The organism is Streptomyces sp. NPDC045021 (assembly GCF_056432645.1).
This window is the reverse complement of the sequence record NZ_JBWKIQ010000017.1, coordinates 73,861-93,651: the sequence shown is the minus strand read 5'-3', so window position 1 is coordinate 93,651 and position 19,791 is coordinate 73,861. Positions and strand designations below refer to the sequence as shown.

Sequence of the window (19,791 nt, the reverse complement as noted above, 5' to 3'; positions counted from 1 at the left end):
GCGACGCGTCGACGCGTCGCCTGCCGGACGCGTCGACGCGTACGTGCTGACCGCCGTCAGAACGCCTTGCCGGACTCCTCGGCGATCAGCACGTACGACGTCTTCCCGTCCAGCGTCTCGCGGATGATGTCCGCGTGTCCCGCATGCCGTGCGGCCTCCTCGATGAGGTGCAGCAGCACCCAGCGGGCGTTGACCTTCATGCCGGCCGGGAACCACGGCGCCTCCGGCAGCGGGACCTCCCCCTCCAGGTCCGGCAGGCCGAGGATCGTCTCCTCGGTCTGACGTGCCACGGCCGCGTACTCCTCCAGCACCCCGGCCACGGTCTCGTCCCCGACCAGCTGGAAGTCCTCGTGCCAGTTCGACTCGTCGCGCTTGCGGGCGGACGGCCGCCCCATCAGGGTGGTCTGCACCCAGTTGTCCTCGCAGCCCAGCGCATGCTTGACCAACCCGCTCAGCGACAGCTCGCTCGCGCTCGGCCGGGACGCGGCCTGCTCGTCGGTCAGGCCGAGGACGGCCCGGCGCAGGGCGCCGCGCTGTGCCTCCAAGAAGGCCAGCAGCGCATCCCGCTCGCCCTGCTCGCCGGTCTTCCCCGTGTTCACCAGTGTCGGCATGACGACCACCTCTCGTTCGGTCTCGATGCCTCGACCCTAGAGAGTCACGCGGTCAGGTTCTGTCCGCATTCGCATCCGCGCACGAACTGCGCACACGACATGCGTACACGACGTGTGAACGGGTCAGGCTCCGAGCAGCCGGCGCGGCCCCGGCCCCTGCTCGCCGAGCGCGTCGTGCGGATTGGCCAGATGGCACTTGTCGATCGACAGGCAGCCGCAGCCGATGCAGTCGGTGAGGTGGTCCCGCAGCCGCTCCAGCTGGGCGATGCGGTCGTTCAGGTCGTCGCGCCAGCACTCCGAGACGTTCGCCCAGTCGGCGCGGTTCGGCGTACGCGCCTCCGGCAGCAGCCCGAGAACCTCGCGGATCCGCGCCAGCGGGATGCCGACCCGCTGCGACACCCGGATGAAGGCGACCCGGCGCAGTGTGTCGCGGCTGTAGCGGCGCTGGTTCCCCGAGGTGCGCCGGCTGCGGATCAGCCCTTCGCGCTCGTAGAAGCGCAGCGCCGACGGGGGGACGCCGCTGCGGTCGGACAGCTCGCCGACGGTGGCTTCCTTGGCGTTCCAGGGGAGTTGGGTCATGGCCGCCACAGTAGCGCCCGATATGAACCAACGTTTAGGTACGGGCCGTTCGACGGACGCCGACCCCTCCCCGAACCCCTCAGCACAGAACCCGGGAAAAAACTTTCGCGGACGTGTCGATCCGGACGTCTCCCGTTCGACGCATCAGTAGGAGCAGGGTTCGGAAGAACGAAAACGTACGAGAAGGAGCCATCGCGATGCGCTACATGATGATGCTGAGGGTCCAGGAGAACACCGACCTCGTCCCCAGCGAGCAGCTGATGGAGGACATGGGCAAGCTCATCGAGGAGATGACGAAGGCCGGCGTGCTCCTCGACACCGGCGGTCTGCGGCCGACCGCTGAGGGCACCCGCATCCGGCTCTCCGGCGGCAAGCTGACCGTGATCGACGGGCCCTTCACCGAGGCGAAGGAAGTCATCGGCGGCTACGCCATGATCGAGGTGAAGAGCAAGGAGGAGGCGCTGGAATGGGCGTCGCGCTTCCTGCGGATCCACGGTGAGGGCTGGGAGATCGAGTCGGAGATCCGGCAGATCGAGGGGCCGAACGACTGACCTTCTCCGCCGGCCGCCGCACTCCTCCCGCAGCAGGTTGCCGTCGCGCGGACGGGGGTGCTCTGATGGTTCGCCATGACGGTACCCAGCGCTCCTCCCGCAGCAGGTTGCCGTCGCGCGGACGGGGGTGCTCTGATGGTTCGCCATGACGGTACCCAGCGCTCGTCCCGACGCCCATCGCGCGATCGAGGCGGTGTGGCGGATCGAGTCGGCGAGGCTCATCGCCGGTCTCGTACGGCTGGTGCGCGACATCGGCCTCGCCGAGGAGCTGGCACAGGACGCCCTCGTCGCGGCATTGGAGCAGTGGCCCGAGTCGGGCGTCCCGGAGAACCCGGGCGCCTGGCTCATGGCCACCGCGAAGCACCGCGCGATCGACCTCCTGCGCCGCAGGGAACGGCTCGCCCGCAAGATCGACGTGCTCGGCCACGAGATGGAGAGCGCCGGGCACGGCGAGGCGGCGGACGTCGAGGCCGTTCTCGACGGCGACATCGAGGACGATCTGCTGCGGCTGGTCTTCACCGCCTGCCATCCGGTGCTCTCCACCGAGGCGCGCGTCGCCCTCACCCTCCGGCTGCTGGGCGGCCTGAAGACGGAGGAGATCGCGCGGGCGTTCCTCGTGCCGGAAGCGACGGTCGCCCAGCGGATCGTGCGGGCAAAGAAGACCCTCGCCGAGGCCCGCGTCCCGTTCGAGGTGCCGGCCGGGCCCGAGCTGGCCGGCCGGCTGTCGTCCGTCCTCGAGGTCATCTACCTGGTGTTCAACGAGGGTTACGCGGCGACCGCCGGCGACGACCTGATGCGCCCGGCGCTCTGCGCGGAGGCGCTGCGGCTGGGCCGCGTCCTGGCCGGGCTCATGCCGAAGGAGCCGGAGGTGCACGGTCTCGTCGCGCTCATGGAGATCCAGACGTCACGTTCCGCGGCCAGGACGGGACCGGACGGCGAGCCGGTGCTGCTGCTCGACCAGGACCGCTCGCGCTGGGACCTGCTGCTCATCCGCCGCGGATTCGCGGCGCTGGAGCGGGCCGCCGTGCTCGGCGGCCCGCCCGGCCCGTACGCACTGCAGGGCGCCATCGCCGCCAGCCACGCGCGCGCCCTGACCCCGGAGGAGACCGACTGGCGGTCGATCGCCGGGCTCTACGAGCAGCTCGCCGCGCGGGCTCCGTCGCCCGTCGTGGAGCTGAACCGCGCGGTCGCCCTCGCCATGGCGTACGGACCCGCCACCGGACTGGAGCTCGTCGACACGCTGACCTCCGAGCCGTCCCTGGCCGGTTACCACCTGCTGCCGACCGTCCGCGGCGACCTCCTCGCCCGGCTCGGCCGGTTCGACGAGGCCCGGCAGGAGTTCACCCGCGCCGCCTCCCTCACCCGCAACGCCCGCGAGCGCACCCTGCTGGAACAGCGGGCGGCCGACTGCACCCGCAAGGCCGGGGACCAACCCTCGCCGATACCCGGCGCGGACGTCGGCTAGTGCTCTGGCCGCCGCGTCCCGAAGCGTTGGGCCGTGACGGCTCTCACACGTGCCAATCGAGCCTTTTGCAAGCGATGTGCTTGCAATAGTTAGCACCGATGGTGCAGCATCGGGACATGGCTTCACTGAACGTCGGCAACGTCGGCGAGTACCTGCGGGAGCAGCGGCGCAACGCGCAGCTGTCACTGCGGCAGCTCGCGGACGCCGCGGGGGTCTCGAACCCCTACCTCAGCCAGATCGAGCGCGGGCTGCGCAAGCCCAGTGCCGAGATCCTGCAGCAGCTCGCGAAGGCGCTGCGGATCTCCGCGGAGACCCTGTACGTCCAGGCCGGAATGCTCGACGAGCGCGACCGGGACGAGCTGGAGGTCCACGCGGCGATCCTGGCCGATCCGACGATCAACGAGCGGCAGAAGCAGGTGCTGATCCAGATCTACGAGTCGTTCCGCAAGGAGAACGCCGTGGTGGAGCCGGTGCCCGCGAACCCGATGCCGGCGGACCCCGTGCCGACGGACCCGGTGCAGCCGAAAACCGCATGACCGAATGACCGCATGACCGGCGCGTATGGCAGCGCGCCCAGCAGACCGTACGCATGAATACGCGCCGACAACCCCCGTCCGGGAGGACCCTCATGGCGATCACCGATGACATTGTGAAGACGCTCAAGGACCCGACTCCGCTCTACGCGGTGGCCGGCACCGCCGATCTCGCCGCCGAGAAGCTGCAGCGGGTGCCCGCGCTGATCGAGAAGATCCGCGCCGAGGCCCCTGAGCGGTTCGAGAAGATCCGCAACACCGACACGAAGGTGCTCCAGGACCGCGTCACCGCGCAGGCCAAGGGCGCCCAGACGAAGGTGACCGAGGTGTTCGGTTCCGTCGAGCTGGACCTGAAGAAGATCGGCGAGTCCGTCCAGGACTTCGCGCTCCAGGGTGTCGGCCGGGCCGCCGAGGCCGCCGTGAAGGTCCAGGAGACGTACGGCACGCTGGCCGAGCGTGGCAAGGGCGCCGTGGCGACCTGGCGCGGCGAGGTGGCCGACGAGATCGAGGAGATCGCCGTAGCGGTCGAGCCCGACCCGAAGCCGGCCGCCGAGACCTCCGCCGCCTCCGCGCAGGCCCCGGCCCCCGCACCGGCGAAGAAGCCCGTCGCGAAGAAGGCCCCCGCCAAGAAGCCGGCGGCCAAGCCGGCCGAGTAGCGGACGCCACATAACAGGACGGGCCGGGCACGCAGCGCGTGCCCGGCCCGTTGTCCATGCAGTACCGGTACGGTGGCGGCGACGGTTTCTCGGGCATACGGACAAGGCGGTGGACGGCGTGCTGATCACGGGGTTCTTCGGGGTTCTGGCCCTGTTGTCATGGGGTCTGTTCCTCTTCGCGCTCTTCGCGTTCATCGACTCCGCGGTCCGTCGCGAGGACGCCTACCGCGCGGCCGACAAGAAGACCAAGCCGTTCTGGCTGATCGTTCTCGGGCTCTCCGCCCTGGTGATGAAGTTCTTCTCGATCTTCTCGTTCCTGCCGGTCATCGGTCTGGTCGCGGTGATCGTCTACATGGTCGACGTCCGGCCCGCCCTGAAGCAGATCACCGGCGGTGGCCGAGGCGGCCGGCGCGGTGGCGGCAGCAGCAGCGACGGCCCGTACGGACCGTTCAGCCGATAGACCCGTCGGTCAGCGCCAGACCCGCCGGTCGGCCGATGGACGGCCGGTCACCCCATGGACGGCCGTTTCAGCCGATGGACCGCTGGACCTGGGCCGGCAGGCCCTGGACCCGGGCCCGGGCGACGCGGTCGAGCAGGACGACGGCCACGTCGTCCGTCAGCTCCCCGCCGTTCAGCTCGCGTGCCTCGGTGACGGCCGCGTCCAGCAGGTCCTCGCCGCACAGCCCGCCGGCCACCTGGCGGGTGATCATCTCGACCATCCCGTCCTGGCCGAGCCGCTGCGTGCCCTGGCCGATGCGGCCCTCGATCAGCCCGTCGGTGTAGAGCATCAGGCTCCAGGACGCGCCCAGTTCGACGTCGATCCGGCTCCACGCGGCCTGCGGCAGCAGCCCGATCGCCGGGCCGCCCGCCTCGTACGGCAGCAGCCGCGGCACCCCGTCGGGGCCGGTCAGCAGCGGGGCCGGGTGCCCGGCCAGGTACAGCGCGGCGCTCAGACCGTCCGGCGCGATGTCCACCGTGCAGAGCGTCGCGAAGATCTCGTCGTCGGCGCGCTCGTTCTCCAACACCTTCTGCAAGGTGCTCAGCAGCAGGTCGCCACTGAGCCCCGCGAACGTCAACGCCCGCCAGGCGATGCGTAGTTCGACGCCGAGAGCGGCCGCGTCGGGGCCGTGCCCGCAGACGTCGCCGATCATCGCGTGCACGGTGCCGTCCGGGGTGCGCACCGTGTCGTAGAAATCGCCGCCGAGCAGCGCGCGGCTGCGCCCCGGCCGGTACCGGGCCGCGAACCGCAGGTCCGCGCCCTCCAGCAGGGGAGTGGGGAGCAGGCCGCGTTCCAGCCGGGAGTTCTCCTGGGCGAGCAGCCGGGTCTCGGTGAGCTGGCGCTGCGCGAGGTCGGCGCGCTTGCGCTCGACGGCGTAGCGGATCGCCCGGGTCAGATGGGAGCCGTCGAGCTCGTCGCGGGAGAGATGGTCCTGCGCGCCGATCCGTACCGCCTCGCCGGCCTCACCGGCCTCGCCGACCTCACCCGCATCATCGCCGGTCAGCACGAGGACGGCCGTGGTCGGCGCGATGAGCAGCAGCCGACGCAGGCTCTCCAGCCCCTCGCCGTCGAGCACCAGCAGAACGCAGTGCACGTCGTCGGTGAGCAGCCGCTCGGCCTCGGTGAGATTGCGCGCCCGCCGGATGCGCACCCGGTTCCCGCCGCCGTCGAGCAGCTCGGGCGCGGTGAAGGCGCCCACCGGGTCGTCACCGATGACCAGCAGTGTCAGCGCCGGCGCGGACGGATCCTGGCGCTGCCGGGGCACGGGCAGGACGGCGGAGCCGTCCGCCTCACCGGCGCGCGGTACCCCTGTTGCGGTCATCGGACTGTTCCTTCCCTCCCCCCGAGGGTCATTGACAGGCGACCATAGCGGCAGGGCGCGGTGTGGCGGGAGGCCACGAGGTAAACCGCCTGTGTCATATGCAGCGGTCAGAAGGGGATTTCAGCTCCGATACGACGATCCGGGCATGACATACATCACCCGGCCTCCGTAGATCATTCACAGCACGTGCACCCGGTCACCCGGGACGGACCACTCCGAGGATCCGCATGGAGCCCGCACCGGCCATGGTGACGTTCCTTCCGGGCCGCGGGGCGTGCACGATCGCGCCGTCCCCCACGTAGATCCCCACATGGCTGGCGTCGTCGAAGTAGATGATCAGGTCCCCCGGACGCATCCGGTCGACCGGCACGTGCGGCAGCAGCCGCCACTGTTCCTGCGACGTCCGCGGAATGGTGCGGCCCGCCGCCGCCCACGCCTGCTGGGTCAGCCCGGAGCAGTCGTACGAGCCCGGCCCGTCGGCGCCCCATTCGTACCGCTTGCCGATCTGCGCCGCGGCGAACGCCACCGCCCGCCTGCCCTGCGCGCTCGCGTCGCCCGCCGCCTTCGGCAGTTGCGCCAGCTTCTTCGCCTCGTCGCTCCGCGTCCACGCCAACTGCGCCTGGTACGCGGCCTCGTCCTCCAACCGCTGCAGCCGGAGCCGCTCCTGCTCCTTCAACGAGGCCAGCAGCGCCTTCGCCTGGGCAAGCCGCGACTCCACCTGTGCCTTGGCGTCCGCCGACTTCTTCCGGGTCTCGACCAGGGCCTCCCACTCGGCGGTTGCCGCGTGCGCGTAGCCGTCCAGCGCGGCCTTGGTGGAGTTCAGATCAAGGATCGTGTTGTTCGCGGCCCGCGCTCCCCGCTCCGCCAGGCTCGCGTCGTCCAGGAACGTCTCGGGGTCGGAGGAGAGCGCGAGCTGCATCTCGTCGGTCATCCCACCGCTGCGGTACTGCGCCCGCGCCATCGCCCCCGCCTGGTCCTTCAGCGCGCTGAGCCGCGTCTGGGCGCCGTCCAGCGAGATGGCGAGCGCGACCAGGTTCTTCTGCTGCGTCAGCACCTTCTCCTCGGCGGCGTTGAACGACTCGGTGGCCGCTTCCGCCTGGTGGTAGAGAGCGGTCACCTCGGCCTGCACCTGGGCGAGCGTCTTCGGCCGCTCGGCATGTGCCGCCCCGGGCGCCGCCAGCGTCGCTGCCGCGCAGAGCAGGGCCGTGCACACGACGGCCGCGCCGCGCGATGGTTTCGCCGCCATCGCCACCACCTCACATCTGACGGATCGTCATATGGGTGGGGATGGTGCCACGACGTGCCGCAATGCGACAGGGGCAGAGGGGAATTGGCGGGGGTGGCACGTCCCAGAGGTGGCCGTGGGGGAGTTGCGGGCCTTCTGCGAAACGACCTACGCCCCGCGCGGGACTTTGACGAAACGAGCTACGCCCCGCGCGGCGCCAGCGCCTCCCAGCGCACCGTGACCTCGCCCTGCCGCCAGCGGTCCGCCCGGTCCGTGACCGGCCAGCCGCTCTCCGCCAGGAGGCGCACGCTGCGGATCCAGCGCTGTCGCGCCCCCAGGGACGCGAACGGCGCCGATGTCGCCCACGCCCGGTCGAACTCCGTCAGGAACGCGTGCACCGGCTCGCCCGGAACATTCCGGTGGATCAGCGCCTTCGGCAGCCGCTCCGCCAGATCGGACGGCCGGTCCAACGACCCCAGCCGCGTCGCGAACGTCACCGTGCGCGGGCCCTCGGGCCCGATCGCCACCCACACGTGCCGGCGGCCGATCTCGTCGCAGGTCCCCTCGACGAGCAGCCCGCCGGGCGCCAGCCGGGCCCGCAGCCGGTCCCAGACGGCCGGCACCTCGTCCTCGTCGTACTGCCGCAGCACGTTCGCCGCCCGGATCAGCACCGGCCGCCTGCTGCCCCCGGACCCCGTCCGGGTGGTGCCCGCGGGCAGCGGTACTTCGAACCCGCCGTGCGCGAAGGTCAGCCCCTCCCGCCGGTACGGCTCCGCCGCGGCGACCCGGGCCGGGTCGATCTCCAGCCCGACGACTTCGACGCCGGGCCGCACGGTACGCAGCCGCCCCAGCAGCTCGACCGCCGTCCACGGCGCCGCCCCGTACCCCAGATCCACCGCCACCGGATCCGCCGCCCGCCGCAACTCGGCCCCGAGCACGACCGCGATCCACCGGTCCATCCGGCGCAGCCGGTTCGGATTCGTGGTTCCACGGGTGATCGTCCCGACGGGTCTCGCCATGGTTCGACTTTAAGTGGTGCGGCCCACCACCCACCCGCACGAGGTTGTCTGTGACGGGAGGGGGACGGGGGCGCTGGGGGCACCCCCGGCCGAAGGTTGGGGGAGGGGTTTCGAAATGCTGCCGAGCTATTTGTGGGCCGCCAGGCACGTAAATAGTCGATTTCGAAGCCCCGCCCCGGAGCCCCCGGCCCCCGCACCCCCAAATAGTTCGGCGAACCGGAAATGGGAACCACCCGTTCCGGCGTTCCACCGTTGAACGGACCCGTCCGGCCGAATGGAGAGCGGCGTGACCCAGCACATGGCACGGCTCAGTGCCCTGCGCGGCTACGCGCAATCACGCGGTCAGTCGAACGCGCAATCGCGCCGACCGCGCTGGCTCGCCCACGCCCGGACGGCCCCACGCCGAGTGGCCATGCTGAGCGTGCACACCTCGCCCCTCGACCAGCCGGGCACCGGCGACGCCGGCGGCATGAACGTGTACATCGTGGAGCTCGCGAAGCGGCTCGCCGAGATCAACATCGAGGTCGAGATCTTCACCCGCGCCACGACCGGCGCCCTCCCGCCCACCGTCGAGCTCGCCCCCGGCGTCCTCGTCCGGCACATCGACGCCGGCCCCTACGAGGGGCTGGCCAAGGAAGAGCTGCCCGCCCAGCTCTGCGCCTTCACGCACGGTGTGATGCAGGCCGAGGCCGGCCACCGCCCCGGCCACTACGACCTCGTGCACTCGCACTACTGGCTCTCGGGCCACGTCGGCTGGCTCGCGGCCGAGCGCTGGGGCGTCCCCCTCGTCCACGCCATGCACACCATGGCGAAGGTCAAGAACGCCGCGCTCGCCGAGGGCGACACCCCCGAGCCGGCCGCCCGCGTCATCGGCGAGACCCAGATCGTGGAGGCCGCCGACCGGCTGATCGCGAACACCGACGAAGAGGCGGACGAGCTGGTCCGGCACTACGGCGCGCAGCCCGCCAAGGTGGCCGTCGTCCATCCGGGGGTGAACCTGGACCGGTTCCGGCCGGCCGACGGCCGCGCCGCCGCGCGGCAGCGCCTCGGGCTGCCGCAGGACGCCGTGATCCCGCTGTTCGCGGGCCGCATCCAGCCGCTCAAGGCCCCTGACGTGCTGCTCCGCGCCGTCGCGGTCCTCCTGGACGAGGATCCGTCGCTGCGCGAGCGGCTGGTCGTCCCGGTGGTCGGCGGCCCCAGTGGCAGCGGCCTCAGCAAGCCGGAGCGCCTGCACAAGCTGGCCGCGCGGCTCGGCGTGAGCGACGTCGTACGGTTCCAGCCGCCGGTCGACCAGCAGCGGCTCGCCGACTGGTACCGGGCCGCGACCGTGCTGGTGATGCCCTCGTACAGCGAGTCCTTCGGCCTCGTCGCGATAGAGGCGCAGGCCTGCGGCACGCCGGTGATCGCGGCGGCCGTCGGCGGGCTGTCGGTGGCGGTCAGGGACGGGGAGACCGGCTTCCTGGTCCCCGGCCACGACCCGGCCGACTACGCACGGGCGCTGCGCCGCTTCATCGACCGGCCGCACCTGGGCGAGGAGCTGGGGGAGGCCGCGGCCCGGCACGCGCAGGCGTTCGGCTGGGGGAGGGCGGCCGGCTCGACCGCCGACGTGTACACGGACGCGATGCAGGAACACCGCCGTCACCTACGATCGGTTCATGGCTGAGCACGGACAGACAGCACGAGCGGGACAGGCCGAGCAGGCGGAGCAGGCCCCGCAGACCCACGACGCCGAGCAGGCGGAGCAGGCCCCGCAGACCCACGACGCCGAGCAGGCGGAGCAGGCTCACGGCGCCGAGCGGGCCCACGGCGCCGAGCAGGCCGCCCGCGACACCGTCGAGCAGGCGCTCAAGGAGGCCGGGCTGGAGTGGGAGAGCCCGCAGCCCGGCACGTATGTCGCCAAGATCCCCGGCACGCGCAAGCTGTCCACCACCTGCTCGCTGATCGTCGGCAAGCACACGCTCTCCCTCAACGCCTTCGTCGTCCGCCACCCCGATGAGAACGAGGAGGCGGTCTACCGCTGGCTGCTGGAGCGCAACCTCCGGCTGTACGGGGTGAGTTACGCGATCGACCGGCTCGGCGACGTCTATCTCACCGGCCGGATCCCGCTGGCCGCGGTGACCGCCGACGAGGTCGACCGGCTGCTCGGCGCGGTCCTGGAGAACGCGGACGGCTCGTTCAACACGCTCCTGGAACTCGGATTCGCGGCCTCGATCCGCAAGGAGTACGCCTGGCGCATCTCGCGCGGCGAGTCGACGCGCAATCTGGACGCGTTCACACATCTGACCGGTGCGGACAAGCCCGCGGCGTCGAACGACTGACCGCACGCGGCCGCAGGCGGGCTGCAGATCTACCATCCAGCCCCCATTCAGCAGCCAGCGCCATACTTCTGCGGTCCGACCCCTTCCCGCCGCCCATAGGGCCATGGCACCCTCATGCCGTCGCACATCTGAATGGCGTTCAGGTACGTGAAAGGCGGGGTTCATGACGATCAGTCGCAGGAGACTGCTCACGGGAGCAGTTCAGGTCACCACGGCGGCGGTGGCCGCCACCGCGCTCGGCGGCCGGACCGCCTTTGCGGCCGCACCGCCGTCAACCGGCGTGCCGTCCCCCCTCTGGTCGGAGTTCCAGGCCGCGCCCTACACCCACCCGCAGATACCGAACGTCGCCCGCGCCGGCTACAACGGCGGCGAGCGGATCTTCCCCCGCCGTCCCGTACGCGCCAACGTCCTGCGGTACGGCGCCGAGCCGGACGGCTCCGCCGACGCCGCGCCCGCCATCAACCGCGCCATCGCCGACGTCGGCAAGCGCGGCGGCGGTACGGTTCTGCTGCCGCGCGGCACCTACCGGATCGACGACGTCATCCAGCTCGGCTACAGCAACGTGACGCTGCGCGGCGAAGGCAGCGGCACCACCAAGCTCTTCGCGACGCGCTCGCTCACCGAGATCATCGGCGCCTACGGCAGCCGCTACGGCGGCAACAAGTCGTCCTGGTCCTGGGCCGGTGGCCTGGTCTGGGTCTGCCCGCGCGAGCGCTACCGCACCCTCACCGACGCGATCAAGGCCAAGGCCTGGCCGTTCGAGGGCTGGACCGGCAATAAGCGCGACGAATGGCAGACCCTCGCCGGCATCACGGCCGTCTCGAAGCAGGGCGACTTCACCGTCACCGTCGACGACCCGTCCCGCCTCCGCCGCGGCGACCGCGTCCTGCTCCAACTCGCGGACGACACCGCGCACACCCTGCTCGACCACATGGCGGGGGACGTGGACGGCGCGGCCGCCTACGACTGGTCCGACAAGACCAAGGTGCTGTCGTACGTCCCCTACGAGTGGCCGGCCCGCATCACCGGCATCCGCGGCCACCGCGTCACCCTCGACCGGCCGTTGCCGCTCGACACACGCCTGGGCTGGGCCCCGAAGCTGACGACGCTCATCGACCCCGTGGTCAACTCCGGTGTCGAGGGTCTCACCATCGAGATGGTGGAGACGCCACAGGCCCAGCATCTGCTCGACACGGGCTACAACGGCCTGGTCCTGCAGTGCGCGTGGGACTGCTGGGTGAACGACGTGCATGCCGTCAACGTCGACAACGGCTTCCTGCTCGTCGCCGCCAAGGGATCCACCCTCCGGCACACCCGCGTCTCCGGGCGCGGCAGCCACCACCCGTACTGCTGCCGCGAGGGCTCGCACGACAACCTGATCGAGGACTTCGCCATCGACCAGCGCACCGTCATCCCCGCCCCGGCGGGGACCCAGCTGCACGGCATCAACGTCGAGGGCCTGTCCAGCTACAACGTCTGGTCGCGCGGGCGGATGGACATGGGAACCTTCGACACCCACCGCGGGCTGCCGTTCGCCAACCTCCGCACCGAGATCACCGTCTTCAACGACGGCCAGCACGGCGGCGACGCCAGCGCCGGTCCGCTCTACGGCGCCCGCTTCACCCACTGGAACGTCACCGTCACCAACGGCCGGGCGGGGTGCGTCAAGATCGACGACATAGCCCCGTACAGCGCCACGGTCGGCATCTCCGAGGTCACCCCGTTCGGCCAGATCGACGTCCCGGACTTCACCGGCCCGCTCCACTCCCGTCTGGAGTCCTACGGCACTCCGGCCGTCACCCCGCCCAACCTCTACGAGGCCCAGCGCCACCTCAACGGCTGCCCCTGACGGCAGCAGCGGATGCCGGTGCCGGCCCGGAAGCCGGCACCGGCACCTCCACCGCTTCCACCATTGCCTCCGCGGTCTTCACCGGCCCCCGGGTCCGCAGCAGCGTCCAGTACCCGGCCGCGGCGACCGTCCCGACCACCGCGCACGCTCCCCATGCCGCACTGCCGCCCCAGTGGTCGAGGGCGAAGCCGCCGGCCAGCGGGCCCACGAAGGAGGCGGCGGACCAGGAGAGCGAGTACATGCCCTGGTAGCGGCCGCGGGCCCGTGCCGGCGCGAGGTCGGCGACGACCGCCATCGAGGCGGGGGCGTGCATGATCTCGCCGAGCGTCCACACCGTGACGGTCAGGGCGTAGAAGCCGACCGAGCCGGCGAAGGCGGTCAGGCCGAAGCCCCAGCCCATCAGCAGGGTGCCGGCTGCGAGCAGTGCGGCCGGGCTGCGGCCGGTCATCATGCGGGTGACGGGGATCTGGAGCAGCACGACCAGCAGTCCGTTGAGGCCGATGACCAGCCCGTACTGGCTCGCCGTGAACCCGGAACGGCCCATGTCGACGGAGAGGGTGGTGGCGCCCTGCTGGCCCACGGTCCCCAGCAGGAAGGTCAGCCCGACGAGAGCCATGAACCGCCGGTCCCGCAGCACCTGGCCGAGCCCGGCGGGCTCCTCGTCCACGGCCGCCGAAGGCTCGGTGGCCGGCAGGGTCTCCTTGACCTTCACGAAGACGACGACCGCGCAGAGCAGCGTCATCAGCGCGTCGCCGAGGAAGAGCCAGATGTAGCCCTGGGCGGCGATGAGCCCGGCGACGCCCGCCGAGACTCCGAAACCGATGTTGATCGCCCAGTAGTTGAGGGCGAAGGCCCGCACCCGGTCCTTGGACGGCACGAGGTCGGCCAGCATCGCCTGGAGGGCGGGCCGGGAGGCGTTGCTGGTGACGCCCACGAGCCCGGCGACCGCGGCGATCGCCACCGGATGGGTGACGAAGCCGAGCAGGGCGGTGACCGCGGCCGTGCCGAGCTGGGCGACGAGCATGGTGGCGCGCCGCCCGACGCGGTCCGCGAGGACGCCGCCGACGACGGACGCGACCGATCCGCCGAGCCCGTAGAGAGAGGCGACGAGGCCGGCGTAGGAGGCGGAGAAGCCCCGCTCGACGGTCAGGTAGAGCGCGAGGAAGGTGACGACGAATCCGCCGAGGCGGTTGACCAGCGTGCTGGTCCACAGCCACCAGAACTGGCGCGGAAGCCCGGACATGGTCTCGTGCACAGCCCGTCTGACGTCCGGCACTCAGGCCCCCCTGTGTAATGGCCACTAACGACCGGCGCAGCTTACCGTGGACGGGTGGGGAGGCGCCACGGAATTTCCATTAGGCTCGGGCCATGGCTGCTGCGTACAAGCTGATCCTCCTCCGCCACGGCGAGAGCGAATGGAACGCGAAGAACCTGTTCACCGGCTGGGTGGACGTCAATCTGAACGAGAAGGGCGAGAAGGAGGCGGTCAGGGGCGGCGAGCTGCTCAAGGACGCGGGCCTGCTCCCCGACGTCGTCCACACCTCGCTGCAGAAGCGTGCGATCCGCACCGCGCAGCTCTCCCTCGAAGCCGCGGACCGCCACTGGATCCCGGTGCACCGCTCCTGGCGGCTCAACGAGCGGCACTACGGTGCGCTCCAGGGCAAGGACAAGGCGCAGACCCTCGCGGAGTTCGGCGAGGAGCAGTTCATGCTCTGGCGCCGGTCCTACGACACCCCGCCGCCGCCCCTCGAGGACGGCACGGAGTTCTCGCAGAGCGACGACCCGCGCTACGCCTCGATCCCGAGCGAGATCCGTCCGCGCACCGAGTGCCTCAAGGACGTCGTCGAGCGCATGCTGCCGTACTGGTACGACGGCATCGTCCCGGACCTGCTGGCCGGCCGCACCGTCCTGGTCGCCGCGCACGGCAACAGCCTGCGCGGTCTGGTCAAGCACCTCGACGGCATCTCCGACGCCGACATCTCCGGTCTGAACATCCCGACCGGCATCCCGCTCGTCTACGACCTGGACGCCGAGTTCAAGCCCCTGAACCCGGGCGGCACCTACCTCGACCCGGACGCTGCGAAGGCCGCCATCGAGGCCGTCAAGAACCAGGGCAAGAAGAAGTAGCCCGCCGCTCCGCGACCCTGTCGCGGCGCGGGCACGCGAAGGGCCCCACCCGGATCCGGGTGGGGCCCTTCGTCCCGCAAGGGGTGGTCGTCAGGGATTCAGGAGGTGCAGCCGCCGCATTGGCAGGCGCCGCCGGACTGGCATCCGCACCCGCAGCTCGCACCGCAGCCGCACGCTCCGAGCACGGGCAGCTGCACCCGCACGAGCTGCGGGGAACGGTCGAGTGACGGCTGGTCCCGGGTGGTCGACGGGGTGGGGGAATCCTGCATAAGTACCCTCCTCGGCTGGGCTACCGCACGCAGTCGAAGCCGCCAGGTGCGGGCGCATCGACACCCATTGAACGCCGCCGGGTGCGGGCGCATCAACGGCGCGTGGATGCATGGCGCGGCGCGAGCCGGGACCGTTCAGGCCCCCCGCGCCGTCAGAGCCCTTCCACCTGCGTCGGGGCCGGCGTCAGCTCGTCGGCGTGCTCGCCCGTGACCAGGTAGACGACGCGTTTGGCGACCGATACGGCGTGGTCGGCGAACCGCTCGTAGTAGCGGCCGCACAGCGTCACGTCGACCGCGGTCTCGATGCCGTGCTTCCAGCGGTCGTCCAGCAGGTGCTGGAAGAGCGTGCGGTGCAGCTCGTCCATCCGGTCGTCGTCGGCCTCGAGCTCCAGCGCGTCGTCGACGTCCTTGGTGACGATGACCTCGGCGGCCTTCGCCATCAGGCGCTGGGCGAGCTGGCCCATCTCCAGGATGGTGCTGTGCAGGTCGCGCGGTACGGCCGACTCGGGGAAGCGCAGCCGGGCCACCTTCGCGATGTGCCGGGCGAGGTCGCCCGACCGCTCGATGTCCGCGCTCATCCGCAGGCTGGTGACGACGATGCGCAGATCGGTGGCGACCGGCTGCTGCCGGGCCAGCAGGGTGATGGCCCGCGCCTCCAGGTCGCGCTGCAGGGCGTCGACCTTCTCATCGGCCGCGATCACGCTCTCGGCGATGTTCAGGTCCGCGTCCAGCAACGCGGTGGTGGCCCGGCCGATGGCGGATCCGACGAGCCGGGCCATCTCGACCAGCCCTTCACCGATCGAGTCGAGCTCCTCGTGATATGCGTCCCGCATCGCTGTCCTTCCGTCCAAACAGAGGCGTCTCCTCCACGCTCCCACGCTGATGGGCGTACGCGTACCGCTCGAGCATCCCGAGTGAATCAGCGCCTACGTCAAGGTGAACTCTTGGCAACGGGCGTTCGAGAGGTAGCTCTCAAGGCTGTGGAGCACCCCTTATGGCCGCCTAACCTGGGGGTATGGACGTGAACGCGGCTCTTGCCGCAGCCAGTGCGATAGCCGGTCTGTGTACCGGTGTGATCGCTGTGCTCGCGTTCCGCTGGAGTGAGCGGGAACAAGCCCGCCCCACCCGCACGGCCCTGCGACCCGACGGCGCCGGCGTACTGCCGCCCGGAGTGGACACCGTCCTCTCCGTACTGCGTTCCTCGGCTGTCGTCCTCGACGAGGGCGACACGGTGGTCAAGGCCAGCTCGGCGGCGTATGCCCTCGGACTGGTCCGCGGCGGCCGCCTGGCCGTCGACCAGATGCTGCAGATGGCCCGTGAGACCCGGCGGGACGGCGAGATACGCCAGGTCGAACTGGATCTGCCACGAAGAGGGGCCGGTCGCGGCGAGGGCCTGGCGGTTTCCGCCAGAGTCGCACCGCTCGGCTCCCGGCTGGTCCTCCTCCTCGTGGAGGACCTGACCGAGGCCCGCAAGATCGAAGCTGTCCGCCGTGACTTCGTCGCGAACGTCAGCCATGAGCTCAAGACCCCGGTCGGCGCGCTGTCACTGCTCTCCGAAGCCGTGATGGACGCTTCCGACGACCCCGAGGCCGTCATCCGCTTCGCAGGGCGGATGCAGATCGAGGCGACCCGCCTCACCAGCCTCGTCCAGGAGATCATCGATCTCTCCCGGGTGCAGAACGACGACCCGCTGGACGACGCGGAACCGGTCGACGTCGACGATCTCGTCGCCGAGGCCATCGACCGCTGCCGCCACCAGGCGAACGCCAAACAGATCACCATGGCCACCGGATCCACCCCCGACCTGCACATCTGGGGCAACCGTGGCCAGCTCGCGGCAGCTCTCGGCAACCTCGTCGAGAACGCCGTCAACTACAGCCCGGCCCGCACCCGCGTAGGGATAGCCGGCCGCCGGATCTCCTCCCCGGGCGGCGACCTCATCGAGATCTCGGTGACCGACGCCGGTATCGGCATCTCGGAGAAGGACCGGGACCGGATCTTCGAACGGTTCTACCGCGTCGACCCGGCGCGCTCGCGCGCCACCGGCGGCACGGGTCTCGGCCTGTCCATCGTCAAGCACGTGGCCGCCTCGCACGGCGGGGAAGTCACCGTGTGGAGCGCCGAGGGACAGGGCTCCACCTTCACCCTGCGGCTGCCCGAAGCCGGGATGGCACGCGATCAGGCCGACCTCGGTGGCGACCCGGAGGGCATCGAGCCCCCCGGCGCCGGCGGCGGCCCCGGCGGAGACCAGCAGTTCTACGAGAACTATTCCGATCACATTCCTGCCCCGGAGGTCCTTCCGTGACCCGTGTACTCGTCGTCGAGGACGAAGAGTCCTTCAGCGACGCGCTGTCGTACATGCTCCGCAAGGAGGGCTTCGAGGTCGCCATAGCCGCGACCGGGCCCGACGCGCTGGACGAGTTCGAACGCAACGGCGCCGACCTGGTACTGCTCGACCTCATGCTGCCGGGTCTGCCCGGCACCGAGGTCTGCCGCCAGCTCAGGCTCAAGTCCAATGTCCCGGTCATCATGGTGACCGCCAAGGACAGCGAGATCGACAAGGTCGTCGGCCTGGAAATAGGTGCGGACGACTACGTGACGAAGCCCTTCTCCTCCCGCGAGCTGGTGGCCCGCATCCGGGCCGTCCTGCGCCGCCGCGGCGAGCCCGAGGAGCTGTCCCCGGCCGCCCTGGAGGCCGGCCCGGTACGGATGGACGTCGACCGCCACGTGGTCACCGTCTCCGGCGGGAAGGTCGACCTCCCGCTCAAGGAGTTCGACCTGCTGGAGATGCTGCTGCGCAACGCGGGCCGCGTGCTGACCCGTATGCAGCTCATCGACCGGGTCTGGGGCGCCGACTACGTGGGCGACACCAAGACGCTGGACGTCCACGTCAAGCGGCTGCGCGCCAAGATCGAGCCGGACCCGGGCGCGCCGCGCTACCTGGTCACGGTCCGTGGCCTGGGCTACAAGTTCGAGCCGTAGCCTCGCCGGCGGGCCGCTGTGCGGACCCGCCCGCTTCCTCGCAGATCACGACGGGCCCGGCAGCATGTGCTGCCGGGCCCGTCGTCGTGCGTGGATCGCGCGGTCAGCTCTTCTTGGGCGGCGTGGCCGTGCCGGTCGGGATGGCCGTCCCGGTGGGGGTGGCGGTGACCTTTCCGTTCGGCGTCGCCGTCACGCCGTTCTCCGGGGTCGCGGTGGCCGTCGGGGAGGCCTTGCCGGCGGGCGAGGGGGCGCTGGTGGGGCCGTACCCCGCGTAGTAGCCCGTGGCGGGCTGCACGTTCGCCCCGAGGGAGACGTCGCCGGTGGCGCTGAACGTCAGGACGACCTGTTGGACGTCGCCGTCCTTGAACGCCTCGTTGCTCTGCGGGACCGTCGCGGCGGGGTTGCCCGCGCCGCCGAGCAGCACCGAACCATGGGCGGGCACGGTGATGGTCTTGCTGCCGCCCGCGCCGGACAGGGTCGCCGTCAGGGCCTCGCCGATCTTCAGCGACTGCAGCGTCTGGTCACCGCCCCCGTTGTTGTAGATGCGGGCCGAGACCGTCGCGGGGCCGGCGCCGGCCTTCTCCGTGAGGATCACGGCGTTCTGCACCTGGATGTCGCCGACGGTGGTCGCGGCATTGTCGGGGCGGACCTCGTTCGTCTGCGCGTTGTTGCCGGCGCCGCAGGCGGCGAGCGGCGCGATCGAGAGCGCGAGGGCGGCGGCGAGGACACCGCGTCGAAGGCTGCTGCTCACGGCGGCGGCATCTCCTAGACAGGTAGGGAAGATCTTCCAGCGGCCTTACATTACCCAGCCTTCGTCCAGCCGCCGCACCGGGCCGCCCCTCGGCGGGGCGGTCTCACCCGACCGGGTCGGCCGGGATTGCATTCCGGCATTCCGGCACGGGATTCCGGCCGACCGGGCAAGATCCATTTATCGTGCACCGATCGCGTCCCTTCCGCGACTTCGGAAAATTGGATCATCGCGTGAACGAGGTCCGAACGGAGTAGCGAAGATCCACTCTTCGGAGATCGACAAATAGGGACGTAACACCCCTTCCATCGGCGCGCCGTTGGGTGTAACGGGCGCGTTTCACCCCTGTCGTATACCGGCTCCGACCTGCGAATACCCCTGCTCGGTAGGCCCCTCCAGCACGTTCCGGTAGGGGTTGTCAAGCCCCGAGATATGCCCTGACCTGCGAAAACGCCATTCAGAAGAGGCCGTTCACGTGTTACCCTGGATAGCCACGGAAGGGGTACCTGTCACATGACGTTCAAGGTTGGCGACACCGTGGTCTATCCCCATCACGGGGCCGCGCTGATCGAGGCTATCGAAATTCGCCAGATCAAAGGCGTGGACAAGACCTACTTGGTGCTCAAGGTCGCCCAGGGCGACTTGACGGTACGCGTACCCGCGGACAATGCGGAGTTCGTCGGCGTGCGCGACGTGGTCGGTCAGGAGGGTCTGGACCGGGTCTTCGAGGTGCTTCGCGCGCCGTACACCGAAGAGCCGACCAACTGGTCCCGCCGCTACAAGGCAAATCTGGAAAAGCTCGCCTCCGGCGATGTCATCAAGGTCGCAGAGGTGGTCCGCGACCTGTGGCGTCGTGAGCGTGAGCGCGGCCTGTCGGCCGGCGAGAAGCGCATGCTCGCCAAGGCGCGGCAGATTCTGGTCAGCGAGCTCGCGCTCGCTGAGAACACCAACGAGGACAAGGCCGAGGCTCTGCTCGACGAGGTCCTCGCGTCCTGACGCGAGTTCTGCCGCGGTACCCGGTTCCGGCCGGGTGCTGCGG

General features: G+C 70.7%; 20 protein-coding genes. 12 read left to right on the top strand and 8 right to left on the bottom strand.

The features are described 5' to 3' along the window. Nucleotides 1-56: 56 nt before the first annotated feature. Both AC07DC_RS36300 and soxR read right to left on the bottom strand, forming a co-directional pair. On the bottom strand, nt 57-611 hold the full coding sequence (locus AC07DC_RS36300) for a DinB family protein (protein WP_478918862.1): 555 nt from the start codon (nt 609-611) through the stop codon (nt 57-59). A gap of 123 nt (nt 612-734) precedes the next feature. Then, a complete protein-coding gene (gene soxR / locus AC07DC_RS36295) occupies nt 735-1,190 on the bottom strand; it encodes a redox-sensitive transcriptional activator SoxR (RefSeq protein ID WP_478918861.1) in 456 nt (151 codons plus the stop codon). A gap of 197 nt (nt 1,191-1,387) precedes the next feature. Between soxR and AC07DC_RS36290 the strand changes: the two genes are divergently transcribed. From AC07DC_RS36290 to AC07DC_RS36270, 5 genes are all read left to right on the top strand, one after another. Next, nucleotides 1,388-1,741 (top strand): YciI family protein, encoded by a 354-nt coding sequence (locus AC07DC_RS36290; RefSeq protein ID WP_478918860.1) that lies wholly within the window; start codon nt 1,388-1,390, stop codon nt 1,739-1,741. Between the two features lie 145 nt (nt 1,742-1,886). After that, nucleotides 1,887-3,206 (top strand): RNA polymerase sigma factor, encoded by a 1,320-nt coding sequence (locus AC07DC_RS36285; RefSeq protein WP_478918859.1) that lies wholly within the window; start codon nt 1,887-1,889, stop codon nt 3,204-3,206. A gap of 116 nt (nt 3,207-3,322) precedes the next feature. Next, nucleotides 3,323-3,742 (top strand): helix-turn-helix domain-containing protein, encoded by a 420-nt coding sequence (locus tag AC07DC_RS36280; RefSeq protein ID WP_478918858.1) that lies wholly within the window; start codon nt 3,323-3,325, stop codon nt 3,740-3,742. Nucleotides 3,743-3,834: 92 nt separating this feature from the next. After that, nucleotides 3,835-4,395 (top strand): hypothetical protein, encoded by a 561-nt coding sequence (locus AC07DC_RS36275; protein ID WP_478918856.1) that lies wholly within the window; start codon nt 3,835-3,837, stop codon nt 4,393-4,395. Between the two features lie 118 nt (nt 4,396-4,513). Then, nucleotides 4,514-4,855, top strand: a complete 342-nt coding sequence (locus AC07DC_RS36270; RefSeq protein WP_478918942.1) for a DUF2516 family protein — start codon at nt 4,514-4,516, stop codon at nt 4,853-4,855. A 67-nt stretch (nt 4,856-4,922) separates the two neighbouring features. Here the strand turns inward: AC07DC_RS36270 and AC07DC_RS36265 are convergent, their stop codons facing one another. The 3 genes from AC07DC_RS36265 to AC07DC_RS36255 form a co-directional block, all read right to left on the bottom strand. Then, the gene (locus tag AC07DC_RS36265) at nt 4,923-6,215 is read right to left on the bottom strand and encodes a PP2C family protein-serine/threonine phosphatase (protein WP_478918855.1); all 1,293 of its coding nucleotides are present in this window, start codon (nt 6,213-6,215) and stop codon (nt 4,923-4,925) included. A gap of 196 nt (nt 6,216-6,411) precedes the next feature. Further along, a complete protein-coding gene (locus AC07DC_RS36260) occupies nt 6,412-7,461 on the bottom strand; it encodes a C40 family peptidase (protein ID WP_478918854.1) in 1,050 nt (349 codons plus the stop codon). A 179-nt stretch (nt 7,462-7,640) separates the two neighbouring features. Beyond that, complete coding sequence (locus tag AC07DC_RS36255; RefSeq protein WP_478918853.1) at nt 7,641-8,459, bottom strand: class I SAM-dependent methyltransferase; 819 nt, start codon at nt 8,457-8,459, stop codon at nt 7,641-7,643. Between the two features lie 286 nt (nt 8,460-8,745). Here AC07DC_RS36255 and mshA point away from each other — a divergent pair, with 286 nt between their 5' ends. The 3 genes from mshA to AC07DC_RS36240 all read left to right on the top strand — a co-directional run bounded on the left by mshA (nt 8,746) and on the right by AC07DC_RS36240 (nt 12,626). Next, on the top strand, nt 8,746-10,122 hold the full coding sequence (gene mshA, locus AC07DC_RS36250; RefSeq protein WP_478918851.1) for a D-inositol-3-phosphate glycosyltransferase: 1,377 nt from the start codon (nt 8,746-8,748) through the stop codon (nt 10,120-10,122). Further along, a complete protein-coding gene (locus AC07DC_RS36245; protein WP_478918850.1) occupies nt 10,115-10,777 on the top strand; it encodes a type III secretion system chaperone family protein in 663 nt (220 codons plus the stop codon). The genes mshA and AC07DC_RS36245 overlap by 8 nt, the downstream gene beginning before the upstream one ends. A 163-nt stretch (nt 10,778-10,940) precedes the next feature. Next, nucleotides 10,941-12,626 carry a glycosyl hydrolase family 28-related protein gene (locus AC07DC_RS36240; RefSeq protein ID WP_478918849.1) on the top strand — a complete coding sequence of 562 codons (1,686 nt, stop codon included), beginning with the start codon at nt 10,941-10,943 and terminating at the stop codon, nt 12,624-12,626. Here the strand turns inward: AC07DC_RS36240 and AC07DC_RS36235 are convergent. Continuing rightward, nucleotides 12,610-13,869 (bottom strand): MDR family MFS transporter, encoded by a 1,260-nt coding sequence (locus AC07DC_RS36235; protein ID WP_478918940.1) that lies wholly within the window; start codon nt 13,867-13,869, stop codon nt 12,610-12,612. The genes AC07DC_RS36240 and AC07DC_RS36235 overlap by 17 nt on opposite strands. Before the next feature lie 125 nt (nt 13,870-13,994). Here AC07DC_RS36235 and AC07DC_RS36230 point away from each other — a divergent pair, with 125 nt between their 5' ends. Continuing rightward, nucleotides 13,995-14,753, top strand: coding sequence for a phosphoglyceromutase (locus tag AC07DC_RS36230; RefSeq protein WP_478918848.1), 759 nt, complete (start codon nt 13,995-13,997; stop codon nt 14,751-14,753). A gap of 421 nt (nt 14,754-15,174) precedes the next feature. Here the strand turns inward: AC07DC_RS36230 and phoU are convergent, their stop codons facing one another. Next, nucleotides 15,175-15,855, bottom strand: coding sequence for a phosphate signaling complex protein PhoU (gene phoU, locus AC07DC_RS36225; RefSeq protein ID WP_478918847.1), 681 nt, complete (start codon nt 15,853-15,855; stop codon nt 15,175-15,177). A 182-nt stretch (nt 15,856-16,037) separates the two neighbouring features. Here phoU and phoR point away from each other — a divergent pair, with 182 nt between their 5' ends. Then, entirely contained in the window at nt 16,038-17,327 is a 1,290-nt protein-coding gene (gene phoR / locus AC07DC_RS36220; RefSeq protein ID WP_478918846.1) for a two-component system sensor histidine kinase PhoR, read from the top strand. Beyond that, a complete protein-coding gene (phoP, locus tag AC07DC_RS36215) occupies nt 17,324-18,004 on the top strand; it encodes a two-component system response regulator PhoP (RefSeq protein ID WP_138354082.1) in 681 nt (226 codons plus the stop codon). The genes phoR and phoP overlap by 4 nt, the downstream gene beginning before the upstream one ends. 103 nt (nt 18,005-18,107) lie before the next feature. Here the strand turns inward: phoP and AC07DC_RS36210 are convergent, their stop codons facing one another. Then, entirely contained in the window at nt 18,108-18,755 is a 648-nt protein-coding gene (locus AC07DC_RS36210; protein ID WP_478918845.1) for a DUF461 domain-containing protein, read from the bottom strand. Nucleotides 18,756-19,265: 510 nt separating this feature from the next. Here AC07DC_RS36210 and AC07DC_RS36205 point away from each other — a divergent pair. Next, nucleotides 19,266-19,748, top strand: a complete 483-nt coding sequence (locus tag AC07DC_RS36205) for a CarD family transcriptional regulator (RefSeq protein WP_033174074.1) — start codon at nt 19,266-19,268, stop codon at nt 19,746-19,748. The last annotated feature ends 43 nt before the right edge of the window (nt 19,749-19,791 follow it).